The organism is Salinigranum halophilum, from assembly GCF_007004735.1.
In the GTDB taxonomy this organism is placed as follows: domain Archaea; phylum Halobacteriota; class Halobacteria; order Halobacteriales; family Haloferacaceae; genus Salinigranum; species Salinigranum halophilum.
The window spans coordinates 609,813-627,038 of the sequence record NZ_SSNL01000003.1 but is presented as its reverse complement, the minus strand read 5'-3'; the positions used below and the strand labels follow the sequence as shown (position 1 = coordinate 627,038).

General features: G+C 68.4%; 16 protein-coding genes. 9 read left to right on the top strand and 7 right to left on the bottom strand.

The window, feature by feature from the left end; all coding sequences use genetic code 11:
• Positions 1-101 precede the first annotated feature (101 nt).
• Genes E6N53_RS07770 through E6N53_RS07755 form a run of 4 tightly spaced genes read left to right on the top strand, consistent with a single transcriptional unit; the run spans position 102 to position 4,696 of the window.
• Positions 102-929 carry a PspA/IM30 family protein gene (locus E6N53_RS07770; protein WP_136589410.1) on the top strand — a complete coding sequence of 276 codons (828 nt, stop codon included), beginning with the start codon at positions 102-104 and terminating at the stop codon, positions 927-929.
• A 9-nt stretch (positions 930-938) separates the two neighbouring features.
• Positions 939-2,585: a glutamate-cysteine ligase family protein gene (locus E6N53_RS07765; protein ID WP_201741095.1), complete on the top strand. Its 1,647-nt coding sequence runs from the start codon at positions 939-941 to the stop codon at positions 2,583-2,585.
• Entirely contained in the window at positions 2,582-3,613 is a 1,032-nt protein-coding gene (locus tag E6N53_RS07760) for a TIGR04024 family LLM class F420-dependent oxidoreductase (RefSeq protein ID WP_142858188.1), read from the top strand. The genes E6N53_RS07765 and E6N53_RS07760 overlap by 4 nt, the downstream gene beginning before the upstream one ends.
• A gap of 39 nt (positions 3,614-3,652) precedes the next feature.
• On the top strand, positions 3,653-4,696 hold the full coding sequence (locus E6N53_RS07755) for a DUF7972 family membrane protein (RefSeq protein WP_136589412.1): 1,044 nt from the start codon (positions 3,653-3,655) through the stop codon (positions 4,694-4,696).
• A 15-nt stretch (positions 4,697-4,711) separates the two neighbouring features.
• Here the strand turns inward: E6N53_RS07755 and E6N53_RS07750 are convergent, their stop codons facing one another.
• The 4 genes from E6N53_RS07750 to E6N53_RS07735 all read right to left on the bottom strand — a co-directional run bounded on the left by E6N53_RS07750 (position 4,712) and on the right by E6N53_RS07735 (position 8,334).
• Positions 4,712-5,746, bottom strand: coding sequence for a dipeptide epimerase (locus tag E6N53_RS07750; protein ID WP_142858186.1), 1,035 nt, complete (start codon positions 5,744-5,746; stop codon positions 4,712-4,714).
• A complete protein-coding gene (locus E6N53_RS07745; protein WP_136601016.1) occupies positions 5,743-6,804 on the bottom strand; it encodes an N-acetyltransferase DgcN family protein in 1,062 nt (353 codons plus the stop codon). Before E6N53_RS07745 ends, E6N53_RS07750 begins: the two co-directional genes overlap by 4 nt.
• A 210-nt stretch (positions 6,805-7,014) precedes the next feature.
• Entirely contained in the window at positions 7,015-7,917 is a 903-nt protein-coding gene (locus E6N53_RS07740) for a Vms1/Ankzf1 family peptidyl-tRNA hydrolase (RefSeq protein ID WP_142858184.1), read from the bottom strand.
• Between the two features lie 69 nt (positions 7,918-7,986).
• The gene (locus E6N53_RS07735; protein ID WP_136589416.1) at positions 7,987-8,334 is read right to left on the bottom strand and encodes a DUF5802 family protein; all 348 of its coding nucleotides are present in this window, start codon (positions 8,332-8,334) and stop codon (positions 7,987-7,989) included.
• 196 nt (positions 8,335-8,530) lie between these two features.
• Between E6N53_RS07735 and E6N53_RS07730 the strand changes: the two genes are divergently transcribed.
• Positions 8,531-9,127: an SGNH/GDSL hydrolase family protein gene (locus tag E6N53_RS07730; protein ID WP_142858182.1), complete on the top strand. Its 597-nt coding sequence runs from the start codon at positions 8,531-8,533 to the stop codon at positions 9,125-9,127.
• 24 nt (positions 9,128-9,151) lie between these two features.
• On the opposite strand, the gene E6N53_RS07725 is transcribed toward E6N53_RS07730, so the two are convergent.
• Entirely contained in the window at positions 9,152-10,648 is a 1,497-nt protein-coding gene (locus tag E6N53_RS07725; protein WP_136589418.1) for a TrkH family potassium uptake protein, read from the bottom strand.
• A 193-nt stretch (positions 10,649-10,841) separates the two neighbouring features.
• On the opposite strand from E6N53_RS07725, the gene E6N53_RS07720 reads away from it, so the two are divergent.
• Complete coding sequence (locus tag E6N53_RS07720) at positions 10,842-11,588, top strand: hypothetical protein (RefSeq protein ID WP_236642318.1); 747 nt, start codon at positions 10,842-10,844, stop codon at positions 11,586-11,588.
• 153 nt (positions 11,589-11,741) lie between these two features.
• Here E6N53_RS07720 and E6N53_RS07715 read toward each other — a convergent pair whose 3' ends face one another.
• Both E6N53_RS07715 and E6N53_RS07710 read right to left on the bottom strand, forming a co-directional pair.
• Entirely contained in the window at positions 11,742-12,062 is a 321-nt protein-coding gene (locus E6N53_RS07715) for a DUF7977 family protein (protein ID WP_142858180.1), read from the bottom strand.
• Positions 12,052-13,092 carry a zinc-binding dehydrogenase gene (locus E6N53_RS07710; protein WP_142858178.1) on the bottom strand — a complete coding sequence of 347 codons (1,041 nt, stop codon included), beginning with the start codon at positions 13,090-13,092 and terminating at the stop codon, positions 12,052-12,054. Before E6N53_RS07710 ends, E6N53_RS07715 begins: the two co-directional genes overlap by 11 nt.
• A 125-nt stretch (positions 13,093-13,217) precedes the next feature.
• Here E6N53_RS07710 and E6N53_RS07705 point away from each other — a divergent pair, with 125 nt between their 5' ends.
• The 3 genes from E6N53_RS07705 (at position 13,218) to E6N53_RS07695 (ending at position 17,218) form a co-directional block, all read left to right on the top strand.
• Entirely contained in the window at positions 13,218-13,850 is a 633-nt protein-coding gene (locus tag E6N53_RS07705) for a MogA/MoaB family molybdenum cofactor biosynthesis protein (protein WP_142858176.1), read from the top strand.
• Between the two features lie 68 nt (positions 13,851-13,918).
• Entirely contained in the window at positions 13,919-15,676 is a 1,758-nt protein-coding gene (gene ilvD / locus E6N53_RS07700) for a dihydroxy-acid dehydratase (protein ID WP_142858174.1), read from the top strand.
• Positions 15,677-16,075: 399 nt separating this feature from the next.
• The gene (locus E6N53_RS07695; protein ID WP_136589423.1) at positions 16,076-17,218 is read left to right on the top strand and encodes a CBS domain-containing protein; all 1,143 of its coding nucleotides are present in this window, start codon (positions 16,076-16,078) and stop codon (positions 17,216-17,218) included.
• Positions 17,219-17,226: the final 8 nt, after the last annotated feature.

Below are 17,226 nucleotides of genomic sequence, written 5' to 3'. Positions count from 1 at the left end.
TGAAAGCCGCTCCGACGAGCGGGAAGCGCGGAGACCGACGGGGCGGCCCCGTCGTATTGGCCGCGTGAGGTTTTAACCCAGGGGTACCCAACAGAGGGCATATGGGAATCCTCTCACGCGCGTCGTACGTCATCCGGTCGAAGCTCAACGCCGTCCTCAACCGGGCCGAAGACCCCTCCGAGACGCTGGACTACTCCTACGAGAAGATGCGAGACGAACTCCAGCAGGTCAAACAGGGAATCGCGGACCTGACGACACAGAAGAAACGACTGGAGATACAGAAGCGCCGGCTGGAGGAGAACGTCGAGAAGCACAACGAGCAGGCACGCGAGGCCGTGCGCCAGGACAGAGAAGACCTCGCGCGGCAGGCGCTGGAGAAGAAGCAGTCGAAGATGGAGCAGATCGAGCAGCTGGAGACGCAGATCGCCGATCTGCAGGGGACACAGGACGACCTCGTCGAGAAGAAGGACAAACTCCAGTCGCGCATCGAGGAGTTCCGCACGAAGAAGGAGACGATGAAGGCCCGCTACGAGGCCGCCGAGGCCTCGTCGCGAGTGTCCGAGGCGATGACCGGTGCGGGCGACGAGATGGAAGACGTCTCGCGGGCCATCGAACGCGCGGAGGAGCGGACGGACGAGATGGAAGCACGCGCGGCGGCGATGGACGAACTCGAGGACACCGGCGCGTTCGACAGCGCGCTCTCGGACAAGGACTCCATCGACCGCGAACTCGAAGCCGGTCGCGCCTCCAGCGAGGTCGACACCGAACTGGAGACGCTGAAGGCGGAACTCGGGAAGTCCACCGCCGAGGCCGACGTCGAGGCCGAACCCGAAGGAGAGAGCGAAGCCGACGCCGAGGCCGACGTCGAGACCGACGACCCGGCCGTCGAGGCGGAGCTGGAGGAACTGAAGAACGAGGAAGACAACTGAGCCGAGGCGATGACAGGAGACGCCGCCGGGCGAGACGGAGCAGGACCGCGCGGACAGCGTGAGACCGCGGAGACGACGTCGGAGACGGGACTCGTCGACACCATCGTCCGGTCGCTCGACGCCGAGACGCGGGTCGAGTTCGACAGACGAGTGGCCGAGCAGGCACTCCGGCTCGCGCGTCACTGTCGGGAGGGCCGCCTCGACACCGGCGGGTACGCCGTCGGCATCGAACTCGAGGCGTACGCCGTCGACAGCGAGGGGCGGCCGACGACCGTCCCCGAGCAGGTGTTCGAAGAGAGCGAGTGCGGAAAGGAACTCGGCGTCCACAACGTCGAACTCCACACGGAGCCCGACCGCTTCACCGCGGCGGGACTCCGGCACCAGCGCGCGGCGCTCGAAGAACGGTACGAGCGGACCCGCGACAGCCTCGCGGCGCACGACTGCGAACTCGTCCTCGACGCGATGTGGACCGTTCCACCCACGGGAGGGAGCGCGGCGTACCTCGGGCGCGTCGAAGAGACCGACGGGGTCCGTGTCGCGCGGAACATGCGGACCGACGCCCGTTACCACGCGCTGGACAACGAGACTATCCGGCGGGCGGGGGGCGCGGTGACCCTCTCGGTCCCCGGCGTCGAACACGACTTCCCCTCCATCCTGGTGGAGTCGCTCGCGACGTCGATGCAGCCGCACCTCCAGGTCCCCTCGGGCGAGGACTTTCCGACCTACTTCAACGTCGCCATCCGTACGCTGGGTCCCGTCCTCGCGCTGGCGACCAACTCCCCGTTCCTCCCCGCGGACCTGTACGAGTCGGTCGACGGTGACGCCGCGACCCGAATCGTCGACGAGACGCCGCACGAACTGCGGGTGGCGGTGTTCGAGGGCTCGATGAACGCCGCAGCACCGCCCGGGGCCGGCAAGGTCAGGGTCCCGCCAGACCTCGAGACCCTCGAGGAGGTGGTCACGCGACTGGTCGCCGACGAGACGTACGCGCCGTTCCTCTCCGAGCCGGACCCCGCGGAGGAGTACCCCGACCCGTTCCCGGAGCTGACGCACAAACGGGGGACGTACTGGCGGTGGGTGCGTGCAGTCCTCGGGGGGGAGATTCCGAAGGGTGCCGACGGCGACGACCTCCGGGCCTCCGTCCGCCTCGAGTACCGCCCGCTCCCGACGCAGCCGACGGTCGACGAGACGATGGCGCTGGACGCGCTCGTCGTCGGCTTGCTCCGCGGACTCGTCACGGGCGAACACCCGCTGCCGGCGCTCCCGTGGACCGACGCGGAGGAGACGTTCTACCGCGCAGTCGACGCGGGGCTGAGCGCCGACCTCGCGTGGGTCGACGCCGCGGGCGAGCGGACCGACGAGCGGGAGCACGTCTACGACGAGGTGTTCGAGTACGCCCGTCGCGGGCTCGCCGACGCGGGGTTCGACCGGGCGACGGCCGACGAGTTCCTCCGGCCGGTCGAACGACGGTACGAGACGGGACGGACGCCGAGCCGGTGGAAGAAAGCCGCCGTCCGCGCCCGCATCGCGGACGGCGACTCACTGCCCGACGCCATCGTCGGGATGCAGCGGGAGTACTACGACCACGCGGGCGGCGCTCCGGTCGTCGAGTGGCCGTGGCCCGACACCGGTGCGGTGGGCGAGTCCGAGCGATGAAGCGCGAGACGGCGGCGTCCCTCGCGGTCCACCTCCCGGTCGCCGCACAGTCGTCGCTCGACAGACTCGTCGACCTGGGGGTTCGTGCGGAACGACTCGGCTACGGACGCGTCTGGCTCCCCGAGACGTGGGGGCGAGACGCGGTGACGACACTCGCCGTACTGGCCGAGCGAACAGAGCGTATCGGGCTCGGGTCCAGCCTGTTCACCGTCTACTCGCGGTCGCCGGCGCTCGTCGGACAGACTGCGGCCACCCTTCAGGAGGCCGCTGGCGGGCGGTTCCGCGTCGGCCTCGGGCCGAGCGGTCCGGCGGTCGTCGAACAGTGGCACGGCGTCGACTTCGAACGGCCCCTGCGCCGGACCCGCGAGTACGTCGACATCGTTCGGCAGGTCCTCTCGGGCGAGCGGGTGAGCTACGACGGCGACTGTTTCGAACTCGACGGGTTTCGGCTCCGGTGTGACCCGCCAGAGACGCCGCCGCCGGTCGACGTGGGTGGGATGGGCCCGAAGGCGGTCGAACTCGCGGGGCGGTTCGCCGACGGCTGGCACGCGATCATGTGTTCACCCGACGGACTCCGCAGTCGGTTCGCCGACCTCGAGCGGGGCGCGTCGCTCGGCGGGCGGGCGGTCGACGACGTGCACACGACGCTCGTCCTCCCCTGTGCGGTGAGCGAGCGAGCAGAACACGCCCGGCGTCTCGTCACCACCCACGTCGCGTTCTACGTCGGCGGGATGGGCACGTTCTACCGGGACGCACTCGAACGTCAGGGCTACCCGGCCGCGAGCGCACACGCGGCGTGGCAGGACGGCGACCGCGACGCGGCGCGCGACGTGGTCGAGACGTTCGTCGACGACCTCGCCGTATCGGGGACACCCGACGACGCGCAGGCGGCACTGGCGAGGTTCCGGGCCGTCGACGGCCTCGACGAGGTGGCCATCGCGTTCCCGCGTGGCGCGACCGCGGACGACATCGAGACGACGATGCGGGTGCTGTCCCCCGAATCGAGTGGGCGTAACCACAGGACGTGAACCACCGAAGCTTTCACACGCCCCACATAATCGGTCCGCATGCCCGCCAAGAGCGACGACGCGCCGAGTGACACCCTCCGGGAACGAGCCGGCGGGAACCGCGTGAAGCTCTGGCTGCTTCTCGGTGCAGACCGGCGTCTCGTCGCCGGCATCCCCCTGTTGTTGGTCGCAGCCGCACTCGTCGTGCTCGGCGCAGTCGACCCCGCACCGCTGCGTGCCTCGGCCAACGCCAAAGACCCCATCGAGACGCTGTTCCAGGCGCTGACGACGGCGCTCATCACGGGCGTGACGCTCGTCGTCTCGCTCAACCAGCTCGTGCTCTCACAGGAACTCGGCCCGCTCGGCGACCAGCGCGACCGGATGCAGGGGACCGTCCAGTTCCGTCGGGACGTGGCGTCAGCCCTCGACGTCCCGGCGAGTCCGCCGGAGCCCTCGGCGTTCCTCCGGTCGCTCGTCGACGGAATCGGCACCCGGGCGCGCCGCCTCGACGACCTCGTGGACGACTGTGACGACGCCGACGCCTGCGAGCGCGTCTCGGCGTACGCCACCAGCCTCGCGGAGAACGCCGACGAGGTGACCGAGGCGCTCGAGGGCGAACAGTTCGGCACCTTCGACGTGTTGAGCGCGGCGCTGAACTTCAACTACTCGTGGAAGATATACGAAGCACAGCGAATCAGCGGTGAGTACGAGACGGCGCTGTCCGAGGAGGCACTCGACGCGCTCGACGCGCTCGTCGAGACACTCCGGTTCTTCGGCCCCGCACGCGAACACATCAAGACGCTGTACTTCCAGTGGGAACTGGTCAACCTCTCGCGCGGCATCCTGCTCTCGGCGGTGCCCGCGCTGGTCGTGAGCATCGGCGGTGTCCTCTATCTGGACAACCCCGAGACGATCACCGGAACGTTCCTCGGTGTCGACGCCCTCGTCTGGGTCGTCGTCGCCGCCGCCGCCGTCTCGCTCGTCCCGTTCATGCTGCTTTTCTCGTACGTGCTCCGCATCGCGACGGTGGCGAAGCGGACCCTCTCCATCGGCCCGTTCATCCTCCGACCGACCGACCGCGACGAGTCCATCGACTGGGAGTGAGGTGTCGGCCGGGTCTCAGATGGGGCTCGCACCCGTCCCGCTCCGGTCGTCGGGGAGCCGAATCTCGCCGTCGGAGAGGTCGAGGCCGTCGTAGACGTCCTCGTCGAGCAGGAGCGCCCCGTCGAGGTCGGCGTAGTCGAGCAGCGGCGCGAGATGGCAGGCCGCGGCGATGGCGGCGTTCGTCTCGACCATACAGCCGAGCATCACTTCCAGGCCGTGGGCGCGCGCCGCGTGTATCATCCGTCGGGCCTCGACGAGCCCGCCGCACTTCATCAGCTTCAGGTTCACGATGTCACAGGAGTCTGCGACCTGCGGGACGTCGGCGAGTGTTTCGACCGACTCGTCGACGGCGACCGGCACCTGCGAGCGCTCGTAGACGTACCGGAGTCCGTCGGGGTGTTCTGCGGGGACCGGCTGTTCGACGAACTCGACGTCGTGGTCGGCGAGGAGGTGGGACTTCTCGACCGCCTCGCGGGGCGTCCACGCCTCGTTGGCGTCGACGCGGAGCGTCGCGTCGGGGGCGGCCTCGCGGACGGCGTCGAGCAACTCTTCGTCCCGGTCCGTCCCGAGTTTGAGCTTCAAGACCGGATAGCCCGCCTCGACGGCCGCTTCGGTCTTCTCGCGCACTCGCTCCGTGGAATCGAGCCCGATAGTGAACGACGTGGGCGGACACTCGTCGGCGTCGAGGCCCCACAGCCGGTAGAGCGGCACCCCGAGTCGCTTCGCCGCGAGGTCGTGCAGGGCGATGGAGACGGCCGCGCGGGCGGCCGGGTTCTTCCGGACCCGCGCTTCTATTCGGCGCTCGATGCGCGCGATGGCGTGTGGGTCGCCGACGGATTCGACCTCCTCGAGGAGCGCCGGGAGGACGGCCTCGACGGTCTCGACGGTCTCGCCGTAGTGTGGGGAGGGCGCGGCCGCGCCGTGACCCGTCATCCCGCCCTCGTCGGTGAGGCGGACGACGACGTTTTCGGCTTCCTCCTGTGTCCCTCGGGAGATGGTGAAGGCGTCCGCGAGCGGGAGCGAGACCCGCTCGAACTCGCCCGAGATCATGGTTCGTCGTCACCCAGAACGGCATCGAGCACCTCGTCCGCGTCGAAGCGGATGGGGTCCGTGGCGGGGCCGTCGATGCTCGACCCGAACGCCTCGAGTGCCGCGCGGGCCTCCTCGTCCGAGTCGAGCGAGGCGGTGTTGACCGCGCCGGCGACGACCTCGCCGCGGTGGACGGGCGCGGCGAGGTCCTCGTAGAGGTCGACGTAGGTCTCCGGGTCGGGAATCGCAGTGTCCTCGTAGCCGTGGATGGCGTCGCGGCCAGCGACGTGACACAGCACCATCGCGTCGGGCATCGACCCGTGGAGGATACCGCAGGTGACGGCGGAGTAGGCGGGGTGGACGATGCTCCCCTGCCCCTCGACGAACAGCACGTCGTGCTCGTCGCCCTTCTCGAGAATCATCTCCTCGACGGCACCCGCGGTGAAGTCGCTCACGACCCGGTCGATGGGGTTACCCCACCCGGCGATCATGATGCCGGTCTGTCCCGTCGGGATGAACGCGGCGTCGACACCGCGTTCCTGTGCCGCGCGGGTGAGTTCGAGCGAGACGGTCATCTTGCCGACAGAGCAGTCCGTCCCGACCGTGAGGACGACGTCGGCGTCGACCTCGTCCGCCCGCCCCTCCGCGACGGTGAGGTCGGGGTGTGGCTTGCGGACGTCGTAGATGGTCGCGCCGTGTTCGTCGGCCAGTGTCGCGAACGCGTCGTCCTCGGCGAGGAAGTAGTGGAGGCCGGCGATAACGTCGACTCCCTGTTCGAGGGCGTGTTCGACGTCCGGCCGCCAGGACTCGTCGAAGCCGCCGCCGATGGGAGCGATACCGATGACGAGCGCGTCGATCTCCTCGTCCACGGCGAGCGCCGCCTCCATCGACTCGACGACGGGCGCGTCGCGGTCGGCAGCGAGCGAGAGGTGGTCACTGGCTCGGCTGCCGGGGTTGGCGCGGTCGACGACGGCGGCGACGTCGTAGTCGGCGTAACGGATGACGCCGGTCGCCGTCTTCGCACGATGCGGAAAGAGGTCGTGCGCGAGGACCGCGACTCGGGTGGGTCTGGCGTTCATATCGGCCCCACGAGGAGGCTGTTCTTAAATTCAGTTCATCGTGGTCGCGGTCGGGGACGGACGAGCCGACCCGACCGAACGTTCACGTACGAGCACGCGGCCATCGCGGCGTGTGACCTGACGACCGCCGCACGGTGCCCGCGGGTGTTCGGCACGACGCCGTGCGATGTCGCGAGTGCCGACTGACAGCCACACCTGCCCAGAGACGGCTCACAACAGCGACAGCCGTGTCGTAAAGAAGTCGTCGACGGCGGCTTCGAACGCCGCTCGGGGGTCGCCGGTGGCGTCGACCCGCGCGACGTAGTCCGCTCGCGCTTCGAAGGCACCGAGGACGGTCTTCTCGCCGACGACGACGAGTCGACCGGGAGCGGGGGCGAGCGCATCGAGCGCGTCGAGCGACTGGTCGACGTGTTCGTCGACCTGCGCGTCGCGACGGCGCTCGAAGCGTCCCTGCGAGAAGCCGCCCTTCGAGTGAGTGCTCTTGACGTCGCTCTCGATAGTGTCGACGACGGACCACTCCCCGTCGCGGTCACTCCCGTACTGCCCGACGACGAACAGGTCCGAACGGACGAGCGCGAGTACGTCGCCGGTCCGTGGGAGGAACCACCCGTCGTCGAGTTCGAAGCCGTCGCTCCACGTCGCGAACGGGTCGGGCGGTGCCGGCGGGGCGAGCGTGACAGCGACGAGGCCGGCGTCGTCGACGCAGACGAGACACGGGGCGGCGCGGCGCACGAGCGGCGCGCCGTCGCCGACGGCGTCCGCGACGACGTCGGGAAGCGAGTCGGGGGCGACGAAGGCCGTGAGCGCTCCCTCCGCGTCGGTCTCCAGCGAACGGAGGCGGGCGAGGACCGAGTGGAGGCGCTCGCCGGCGAGCGTCTCACGACCGCGGAAGGACACCTCGTCGTCGTCGTCGACCGCCTCCAGTCGCCCCTCGAGGTCGGCGATGCGGTCCTCGAGGCGGTTGACGCGCTCTTCGGCTTCCTGTCGCGCCCGGACCGCCTCCGCTCGGCGGTCGGATTCGGCCTCGTACCGGGCTTCGAGGTGGCCGACCTCCGCTTCGAGGTCGGCGATACGCTCTTTCAACTCGGCGCGACCGAGCAACTCGTCGAGCATACACGAGGAAGGTCGGGGAGGGCACTTATACCGTCCGTCCCCGGTATCGACGACTGATATCCGGCCGGGTCAGCGACCCTCGGCCGGGGACCAGCCGGCGTATCGGAGTAGCTCGGCGGCCCGGTCGGCCTTGGCGAGCAGGACCTCTCGCCGGTCGGGGAGGTCACCGGGGGCGAGCGGTTCGGGGACCGCGAGTGTCCCCGTCGGGACGGTCTCGTCGCCGAGAACGGGGAAGTGACCGCCGCTCTCCAGTTTCATCACCAGCGGGGCGTCCGTGCGCTCGACTCCCTCGCCCGTGGTGTAGAGGTGTTCGTTCACCCGGACGTGGTCGTCACGGTGGATGACGGCGTGGTCGCCGTCGTGGGGTTCGACGTACAGTCGTCCGAGGTAGTATCCGCTTGAGAACTGTTCGAACATGCTGTGCAACATGTTGTCACATTACGCATCGTGAAAAGCGTTGCCGCGACGATTTTTATAGAACCACTGTTCTACCGGCTTCGAGTATCCGAATCGAGAATCAGACTCGCAGAAATCGAGACGAATCGGGAGTACGCACACCGCGAGCGTGCCCGCGGTGAGAACCGCTTAGACGGGGCGGTCCCACGGTCGAGTCGTGACGACTCTGTACGTCCTCGGCGACAGCGTCCCGCACGGCGAGCGAACGAGCGACACGGGGTGGCCCGACCGGCTCGGCGGCGTCAGGGCCGTCGAACGGCACGGCGGGATGGGCGTCTCGCTGACGTCACTCTCCGAGCGAGCGACGGCTGGTGACCTCGCCCTCCACGAGAGCGTGGCTGAAGACGAAGGTCGGGAGACGGAGACGGTCGTGCTCGTCCACGCCGGCCACAACGACGCACAACTGAGCGGCGGTGAACCGCGGGTCCCCGAGACGACCTTCCGCGACGCGGCGGCGGACCTCGACGCGTTCCTTGACACGGACGTCCGGGTCGACCGCCACGCGTTCGTCGGCCTCGTACCGCTCCTGCGACTGGACCGCCCCGGAAGCGTCCCCTTCGACGAGAGCCAGCCCGACCGGTCGCTCGCGTACGACGACGCGCTGGCTGCGGTCGTGGCCACACACCTCCCGGTGGCGCGGCCCGTCGACGAGTGGCTCGGGCGGACCGAAGACGGCGTCCATCCGAACGATGCCGGCCACGCGTTCATCGCGGAGCGAGTCGAGGCGTGGCTGACAGGCGAGCGGGCCGAGTGAACGACGAAGAGGCGACGAGGCGACTCACGACCGCCAGTACGACGGCGTGAGGACGACCAGAACGGGGATGATTTCGATGCGGCCGAGCCACATGAGGAACGTCATGACGAGCTTGGTGCTGGAGGGGAACGACTCGTAATTCGCGAAGGGGCCGGCGATGCCGAAGCCCGGCCCGACGTTGAAGAACGTCGCGGCCGCCGCGCCCATCGCCTCGAACTCGGTGACGGTCAACTGCACCCGTGAGGCGTCGACGACGACGAAGATGGTGGCGAAGATGAAGAAGACGAGCGAGACGAGGGTGTACGCGTAGATGTCACGGATGGTGGACTCGGCGACGACCCGTCCACTCAGCCTGACGGGACGAACGACGGAGGGGTTGGCGACGGTGAACAGGTCACGCCGAAACGCCTTCAGGACGACGAGCCACCGAAGCGCCTTGATGGAACAGGTGGTGCTGCCGGCCATCCCCCCGATGAACATACAGACGAACAGCAGGTGTTTGGCGGCCGACGACCAGAGGTTGAAGTCCGTGGTCGCGTATCCCGTGGTGGTCACGATGGAGACCACCTGAAACAGCGAGTGGCGGGCGATGGACTCGACGGAGGTGTGGGGCGCGCCGTCGACGAAGAGGATGCCGGCGATAGAGAGCGAGAAGAACGCGAGCACCCCGATGTAGAAACGGAACTCGTCGCTCTCGCGCAGGCGGTTGGTGTTGCCTCGGAGGACGAAGTAGATGAGGACGAAGCTCGTCGCCCCGAGGATCATGAACGGGATGACGGCCCACTGGACCGCCGGGGAGAAGGCGGCGATGCTCTCCCCGCGCGGCGAGAACCCACTCGTCGAGATGGTGGTAAAGGCGTGGGCGACGGCGTCGTAGAGCGTCATCTCGGGGGCCAGTCCGACGAGGTGGAGTCCGTAGAGGACGGCGACCTGCAGCGCGGTCAGCCCGAGGTAGAGCTTCCAGAGGAGAGCGGCCGTCTCGGAGATTCGGGGCGTGAGTTTGTTGACGTCTTTGACCTGCGTCTCGGTCTCCATGAGCTGTGCGCCCCCGACCGAGAGTTGCGAGAGGACGGCCGTCGCGACGACGAGGATGCCGATTCCGCCGAGCCACTGGAGTGTCGCTCGCCAGAGGAGCACCGCTCGCGAGTGAATCTCGAAGTCGACGATTACCGTCGCCCCGGTCGTGGTGATGCCGCTCATGCTCTCGAACAGCGCGTTCACCGGCTCTCCGAGCGCACCCTCGCCCGCGAGGACGAACGGCACGCTGCCGACGAGGGCGACACTCAGCCAGGTCAGAGAGACCATCAGGAAGCCCTCTCGCAGCCCGAGTTCGGTCGAGTCGGTCAGCTGTTCGAGGGCCGTGCCGAGGACGAGCGTGCCGGCCATCGGGGCCAGGAAGGGGAGCGGCGAGGTGCCGTCGAGGAGCGCGAGGGCGAGCGGGAGCGCGAGCGGCACCCACAGCCACTTGAGGATGGTCCCGACCAGCCGACAGCTGACGCGCCAGTCGATACGGGTCCTCATCGACGAAGGGTGCGGAGTGCCGACGGTGGGCGGCCCGTGCGCCGAGTAGTCACTCGCACCGACATCCTCCGGGGGCGGGGAGACGCGTGGTCATCACCTGAGTAGTGTTCGTGCCGCCGTAAAAACGATACTCACACCCGGGGGCGCGAACGGTGACCGAAACCCACATGTCTTCGGCGTCCTCGGTCCGGGCATGGACCCCGAAACCGACCTCGACCACGCCGACCGGGCGATTCGCGCGACGGCGACGGCGGCGTGGCAGACGGCGGGAAGACAGTACACGCTCGCGGCGTACGGGACGCTCGCCGGCCACGAGGGCTTCCGGCGCGAGGCCTTCGACGCGGAGCGCCCCTCGGCGGGAAGGGCCGTCTGCCACCTCGTCCGAGCGGGCCTGTGTTACCGGCTCGCAGGCGTCGAGGACGCCGCGCGTAACCGGGCGATGCAGGGCGCACTCGTCGCCGTCGACCAAAAGCGGGTCCGCGACGGGGTTGACGCCGCCGCCTGCGACGAGTTGCTCGGACACTGCCGAAGCCTCGCGGGCGACGACGAGCGGGCGACCGAGGCGTACGACCGGGCCGCCGAGGGGTACGCGGCCGCCGCGGTCGACGACCCGGCGGGCGCGACGACGCGCCCGCTGTTGCAGGCCGGGACCGACCTCGTCACCCACCTCTCTCGCCCCGACGACGTGGGCTGGGACGACATTCACGGGACTGGGAGCGACGCGCTCGCTCGACGGATCCGGTTCGTTCGGAGCCGCGTCCGGGAACTGCTAGCGGCACGGGTCGAGGAGGGAATGCTGTACGCGCCTCGTGGGTCGACGGAGTACGGCGTGGGCCGATTCACCTGTCCCGACTGCGGCTCGCACGACGTGAACTACGTCGCCGAGACGGTGCTCTGTCTGCGGTGTAACAGCGTGACCGAGGAGACCGGGGAGAGATAGTCGGGGTGTGTCGTCGACGGCGAGCGTGCGCCGTGCGGTGGTCCGTGCCTGACGGACGGACGACGAACGGCCCGACACCAGACCGAGAGGCGGCCCGACACCGACGTCCGCGCCCACGGAGCCCGAGACAGAGGTCGGGGAGCCGCGGCCAGTTCACCGCCGGCGGCTCTCGCGCATAGACCACACTGCGGTGAGGCCCAAAAGGACCGCCGGCACGAGCGGGAGGATGAGCATGGCGACAATGAACGACAGCCCGGCCTCGCCGGGGAGGGCGGGACGGAGATAGATGACACCGGGGATAACGAGGAAACAGAGGACGACGGTGGCGACGAGTACCCAGCCGCGGTCGCCGAAGCCGGTCGGTTCGGGACCCGGGAGCGGGGCGCGTTCCTCACGTTCGTCCCCGACCGGTCGCTCGGAGTCGTCGCCTGCGTCCGGTCGGTGAACGTATCCGTCGTCCGTCTCAGAGCTCACTATCGGGCTTTACGACCACGCTGCCAAAGCCCTCACGGTTCTCGAGCATCTCGTGTGCGCGGGCCGCCTCGCTCATCGGCAGGCTCGCACGGACGTGCGATTCGAAGGTGCCGTCCCACACCAGCGGCAGGACGTCGTCGATCTCGCCAGGGGTGGCCATCGTCGACCCGATGACCTTCAGCTGGTTCCAGAAGATTCGGTTGAGGCCGGCACCGGGATTCCCGCCGGTCGTGGCCCCGCAGGTGACGATGCGGCCGCCCTTCGCGAGCGACTTCAGCGAGTTCGGGTAGGTGGCCTCGCCGATGTGGTCGACGACCATGTCGACGCCGCGTTTGCCGGTCAGGTCGCGAATCTCGGCCGCGAAGTCGTCCTCCTCGTAGTTGATGACGTGGTCGGCACCACAGTCCTCGGCGTAGCCCAGTTTCTCCTCCGTGGAGGCGGTCGCGTACACCTCGGCACCGACGTAGTCGGCGATCTGGACGGCCGCGTGGCCCACGCCACCCGACGCACCGAGGACGAGCACCTTCTCGGTCGGCCCGAGTTCACCCTGCGAGATGAGCATCCGCCACGCGGTCTGGAACACCAGCGACGCCGACGCCGCCGTCTCCCAGTCGACGTGGTCGGGGACCTTGACGAGGTTCTCCTCGGGGACCGCGGCGAGTTCGGAATGGACGCCTCTGATGTGCTCACCGATGAGGTGATACGAGACGCACATCGACTCCTCGCCGTCGCGGCAGAACTCACACTTCCCGCAGTACTTGCCCGGCTGGACGGCGACGTGGTCGCCGACCTCGAATCGGGTTACTTCGTCGCCGATATCCTGGACGACACCCGCGCCGTCGCTCCCCGGGATGTGCGGGAAGTCGAGGTCGAGGATGGGCATCCCCCGACGGGTCCAGATATCGAGGTGGTTCAGCCCACCCGCCTTGATGTCGACGAGGACCTCGTCGCTGTCGATTTCGGGGTCGGGAAAGTCGCCGTACTCGATGACGTCACGGTCGCCGTGCTCCGAGAACTGAACGGCCTTCATCATCGGGGCGGTCAAACCACAGTGATAAAACAGTATGGTTACGCGTATCGTCGTCCGGTAGTTCGACCACTGTCGAACTCGCCCGAGGGATGGGAGTTTTGTCGAGGGACCCAGAACGGATGGTCATGAGCGACGACAGGCCACTCACCGGGCGCGACGAGCACGAACTCGACGGCGGACACGGCGACGAGTCGCACTCACACGGCAACCACAACCACGCACACGGTGACGCACACGACCACGCACACGGTCACCACCACCATGACGTCGAGACGCTGGGTGCGGCGGTCGTCACCGTCTCCACCTCACGGTCGCTCGACGACGACCCGGCGGGTGACGCCATCGCCGCGGCGTTCGAGGACGCAGGGCACGAGGTCGCCACACGCGACCTCGTCACAGACGAGTACGACAACGTCCAGTCGGTGCTGTCACAGCTCTCGAAGCGTGACGACGTCGACGTCGTCGTGACGACCGGCGGGACGGGCGTGACGCCCGACGACGTGACCGTCGAGGCCGCAGAACGGCTGTTCTCGAAGCGGCTCCCCGGGTTCGGCGAACTGTTCAGAAGAGAGTCGTACGACGAGGTCGGCGTCATGGTGGTCGCGACACGCGCGACGGCGGGCATCGTCGAGTCGACCCCCGTGTTCTGTCTGCCGGGGAGCGAGAACGCGGCCCGACTCGGGGGCGACATCGCCGTCGAGGCGGCGGGCCACCTCGCGGGACTGGCGCGGCGAGACGAGGACGAAGAGGAGGAGTGAGGCGTGCGGGGCGACGGACGTTGCCGGCAGTGACGGTCATTTAAGCGTCCGCGGCGCAACCCCCGACTATGAGCCAGCAGGAATCTCCCGAGCGGGACCGGGACGACGCCGAACAGTTCTCCGGGCGGAAGGAGGCCGACCTCCCGAGTCGCGACGTGACAGAGGGTGCCGAGCGCGCACCCCACCGTGCGATGTTCCGCGCGATGGGGTTCGACGACGAGGACCTCTCCTCGCCGATGGTCGGCGTGGCCAACCCCGCCGCGGACATCACGCCGTGTAACGTCCACCTCGACGACGTCGCCGACGCGGCCATCGGCGGCGTCGACGGCGCGGGCGGGATGCCTATCGAGTTCGGTACCATCACCATCTCCGACGCCATCTCGATGGGGACCGAGGGGATGAAGGCCTCGCTCATCTCCCGCGAAGTCATCGCCGACTCGGTCGAACTCGTCGCCTTCGGCGAGCGGATGGACGGCCTCGTGACCGTCGCGGGCTGTGACAAGAACCTCCCCGGAATGATGATGGCCGCGATCCGAACCGACCTGCCCTCCGTCTTCCTCTACGGCGGTTCCATCATGCCCGGACACCACGGCGGCCGCGACGTCACCATCGTCCAGGTGTTCGAGGGGGTCGGGGGCTACGCACAGGGCGAGATGAGCGCGGAGGAACTCGACGACCTCGAGCGCCACGCCTGTCCCGGTGCCGGCTCGTGCGGCGGGATGTTCACCGCGAACACCATGGCTTCGATTTCCGAAGCCCTTGGCCTGGCACCGCTCGGAAGCGCCGGCGCACCCGCCGAACACGAGGAGCGGTACGACGTCGCCCGCGAGGCCGGCGAACTGGTCCTCGACTGTATCGAGAACGACCGCCGTCCGTCCGACATCCTCTCCCGGAAGTCCTTCGAGAACGCCATCGCGCTGCAGACAGCCATCGGCGGGTCGACGAACGGTGTGCTTCACCTGCTCGCGCTCGCGCGCGAGGCGGGAATCGACCTCGAGATCGACGACTTCGACGAGATCAGCAGAAGAACCCCGAAGATCGCCGACCTCCAGCCCGGCGGCCAGCGCGTCATGAACGACCTCTTCGAGATCGGCGGCGTCCCCGTCGTCGTCCGCCGACTCCTCGACGCGGGGCTGTTCCACGGCGACGCGATGACCGTCACCGGACGGACCATCGAGGAGGAACTGGCGACGCTCGACCTCCGGGACGACGACGACATCGACGCGGACTTCCTCTACACCGTCGACGAACCCAAACAGGAGGAGGGAGCGATCAAGATCCTGAAGGGGAACCTCGCACCCGACGGGGCGGTCCTGAAGGTGACCGGCGACGACGCGTTCCACCACGTCGGCCCGGCCCGTCTGTTCGAGAACGAGGAGGCGGCCATGGAGTACGTCCAGGAGGGCGAGATCGAGTCTGGCGACGTCATCATCATTCGGAACGAGGGGCCACAGGGTGGGCCGGGGATGCGCGAGATGCTCGGTGTCACCGCGGCCGTCGTCGGTCAGGGTCACGAGGAGGACGTCGCGCTCATCACCGACGGGCGGTTCTCGGGCGGGACGCGCGGACCGATGATCGGGCACGTCGCGCCCGAGGCGTCGGTGGGCGGCCCCATCGCCCTCCTCGAAGACGGCGACGAGATCACCGTCGACATCCCCAGCCGAGAGCTCTCCGTCGACGTCTCCGACGAGGAGATGGCGCGTCGTCGAGAGGCGTGGGAGCCGGACCCGCCGACCTACACGGGCGGCGTGCTCGCGAAGTACGGCCAGGCGTTCGACTCCGCGGCGAACGGCGCCGTCACCAACCCCGGCGTCAAGCGAGACTGAAGCGAGCAGGCGGCCGGAACGTTCGGCCCACCGGCAGAGTCGTCGAGTTCGCTGCGTATCAGGCGGGGGCGTACGCCGCTGTTATCTACTCTCGGGTCGTTATGTCGTCTCAGAGTGTCGATGAGCGAGTGTCTCCAGGTCTGTCCGGTCTGTTCGTACACCAAATACTGCGAGTGGCAGCGCCACGACCACACGGGAGACCACCGCTGTTCTGAGGGTCACAGCTGGCGGTGGTGAGAGCGTGCGCTGACACGGACCTGGGGCGGTGTCGGCCCGCCCGCGCCGGACCGGTCGGTGTCGGGGCGCTGCTCGGGCGACAAGAGAACAGCGAGTCAGTGTTGCGCGGTGGAAACGGAACGAAGCTTCAAGAGTGCCCGTGGTGTAGAGTCGGATTGGACTATGGATATCTCTGACATCGCCCTTCCTGATTTCATCGAGGTCGACGCGGACAAGCGACTCGGCAAGATCCGGTCCATCTTCGACCGGGAGAACCCGAAGGGCCTCATCGTGACCAACGACGGGAGCTACGTCGGTGTCATCGGCGAGAAGCAGCTCGTGAAGTCCCACGTCGAGGACAACACCAAGGCGGCTGCGCTGGTGCGCTCGGCACCGAAGATCGACCGACACGAGGACGTCCGGGAGGTGGCGCGGATGCTCGTCGAGGGCGACGTGAAGCTCGCGCCCGTCTACGAGGGCGAGAAACTCGTCGGCGTCATCACCGAGGACGCCATCCTCGAGGCGGTCATCGAGAACCTCGACGCGCTGGTGGTCGAACAGATATTCACCGAGGACGTGGTCCAGATCGGCGAGAAGGACCGCGTCGGGCGCGCCATCAACCTCCTCCGCGAGCACGGCATCTCCCGCATGCCGGTCACCGACGGGGACGGCCGCCTCGCCGGCGTCATCACGACGCACGACATCGTCGACTTCGTCGTGCGCAACGACAGCCGACAGGGGCGACACGACCGTCGCGGCGACATCGACCGGATGCTCGACCTGCCGGTGTACGACCTGATGACGAGCCCCGTCCTGACCACGGCGCCCGACACGTCCGTCCGCGACGCGGTCGCACGGATGCTCGAGAACGACATCGCCGGACTCATCGTCACGCCCGAGGAGGACGACGGCGTCGTCGCGGGCGTGGTGACGAAGACGGACGTGCTCCGCGCGCTGACCTTCACCGAAGAAGAGCGCATGGACGTCCAGGTCACGAACGTCTCGTTGCTCGACACCATCTCCCGCGACGAGATCACGAACTCGATCACCGAGGTGGCCGACAAGTACCAGCAGATGCAGGTCCACCACGCGCACGTCCGGTTCCACGAGCACAAGGAGAAGCTCCGCGGGACGCCGCTCATCCAGTGTCAGATCCGGCTCCGCACGAGCCACGGGCAGGTGGCCGGCTCCGGTGAGGGGTACGGCGCCGAACACGCCTTCCACGTCGCGCTCGACAAACTCGAGCGGAACGTGCTGGAGATGAAGGGCGTCAACGCCGACGAGCGCTACCGCGGTCAGCTCCTCCGCAAGCTGGGCGACCTGTAAGCGCGTCA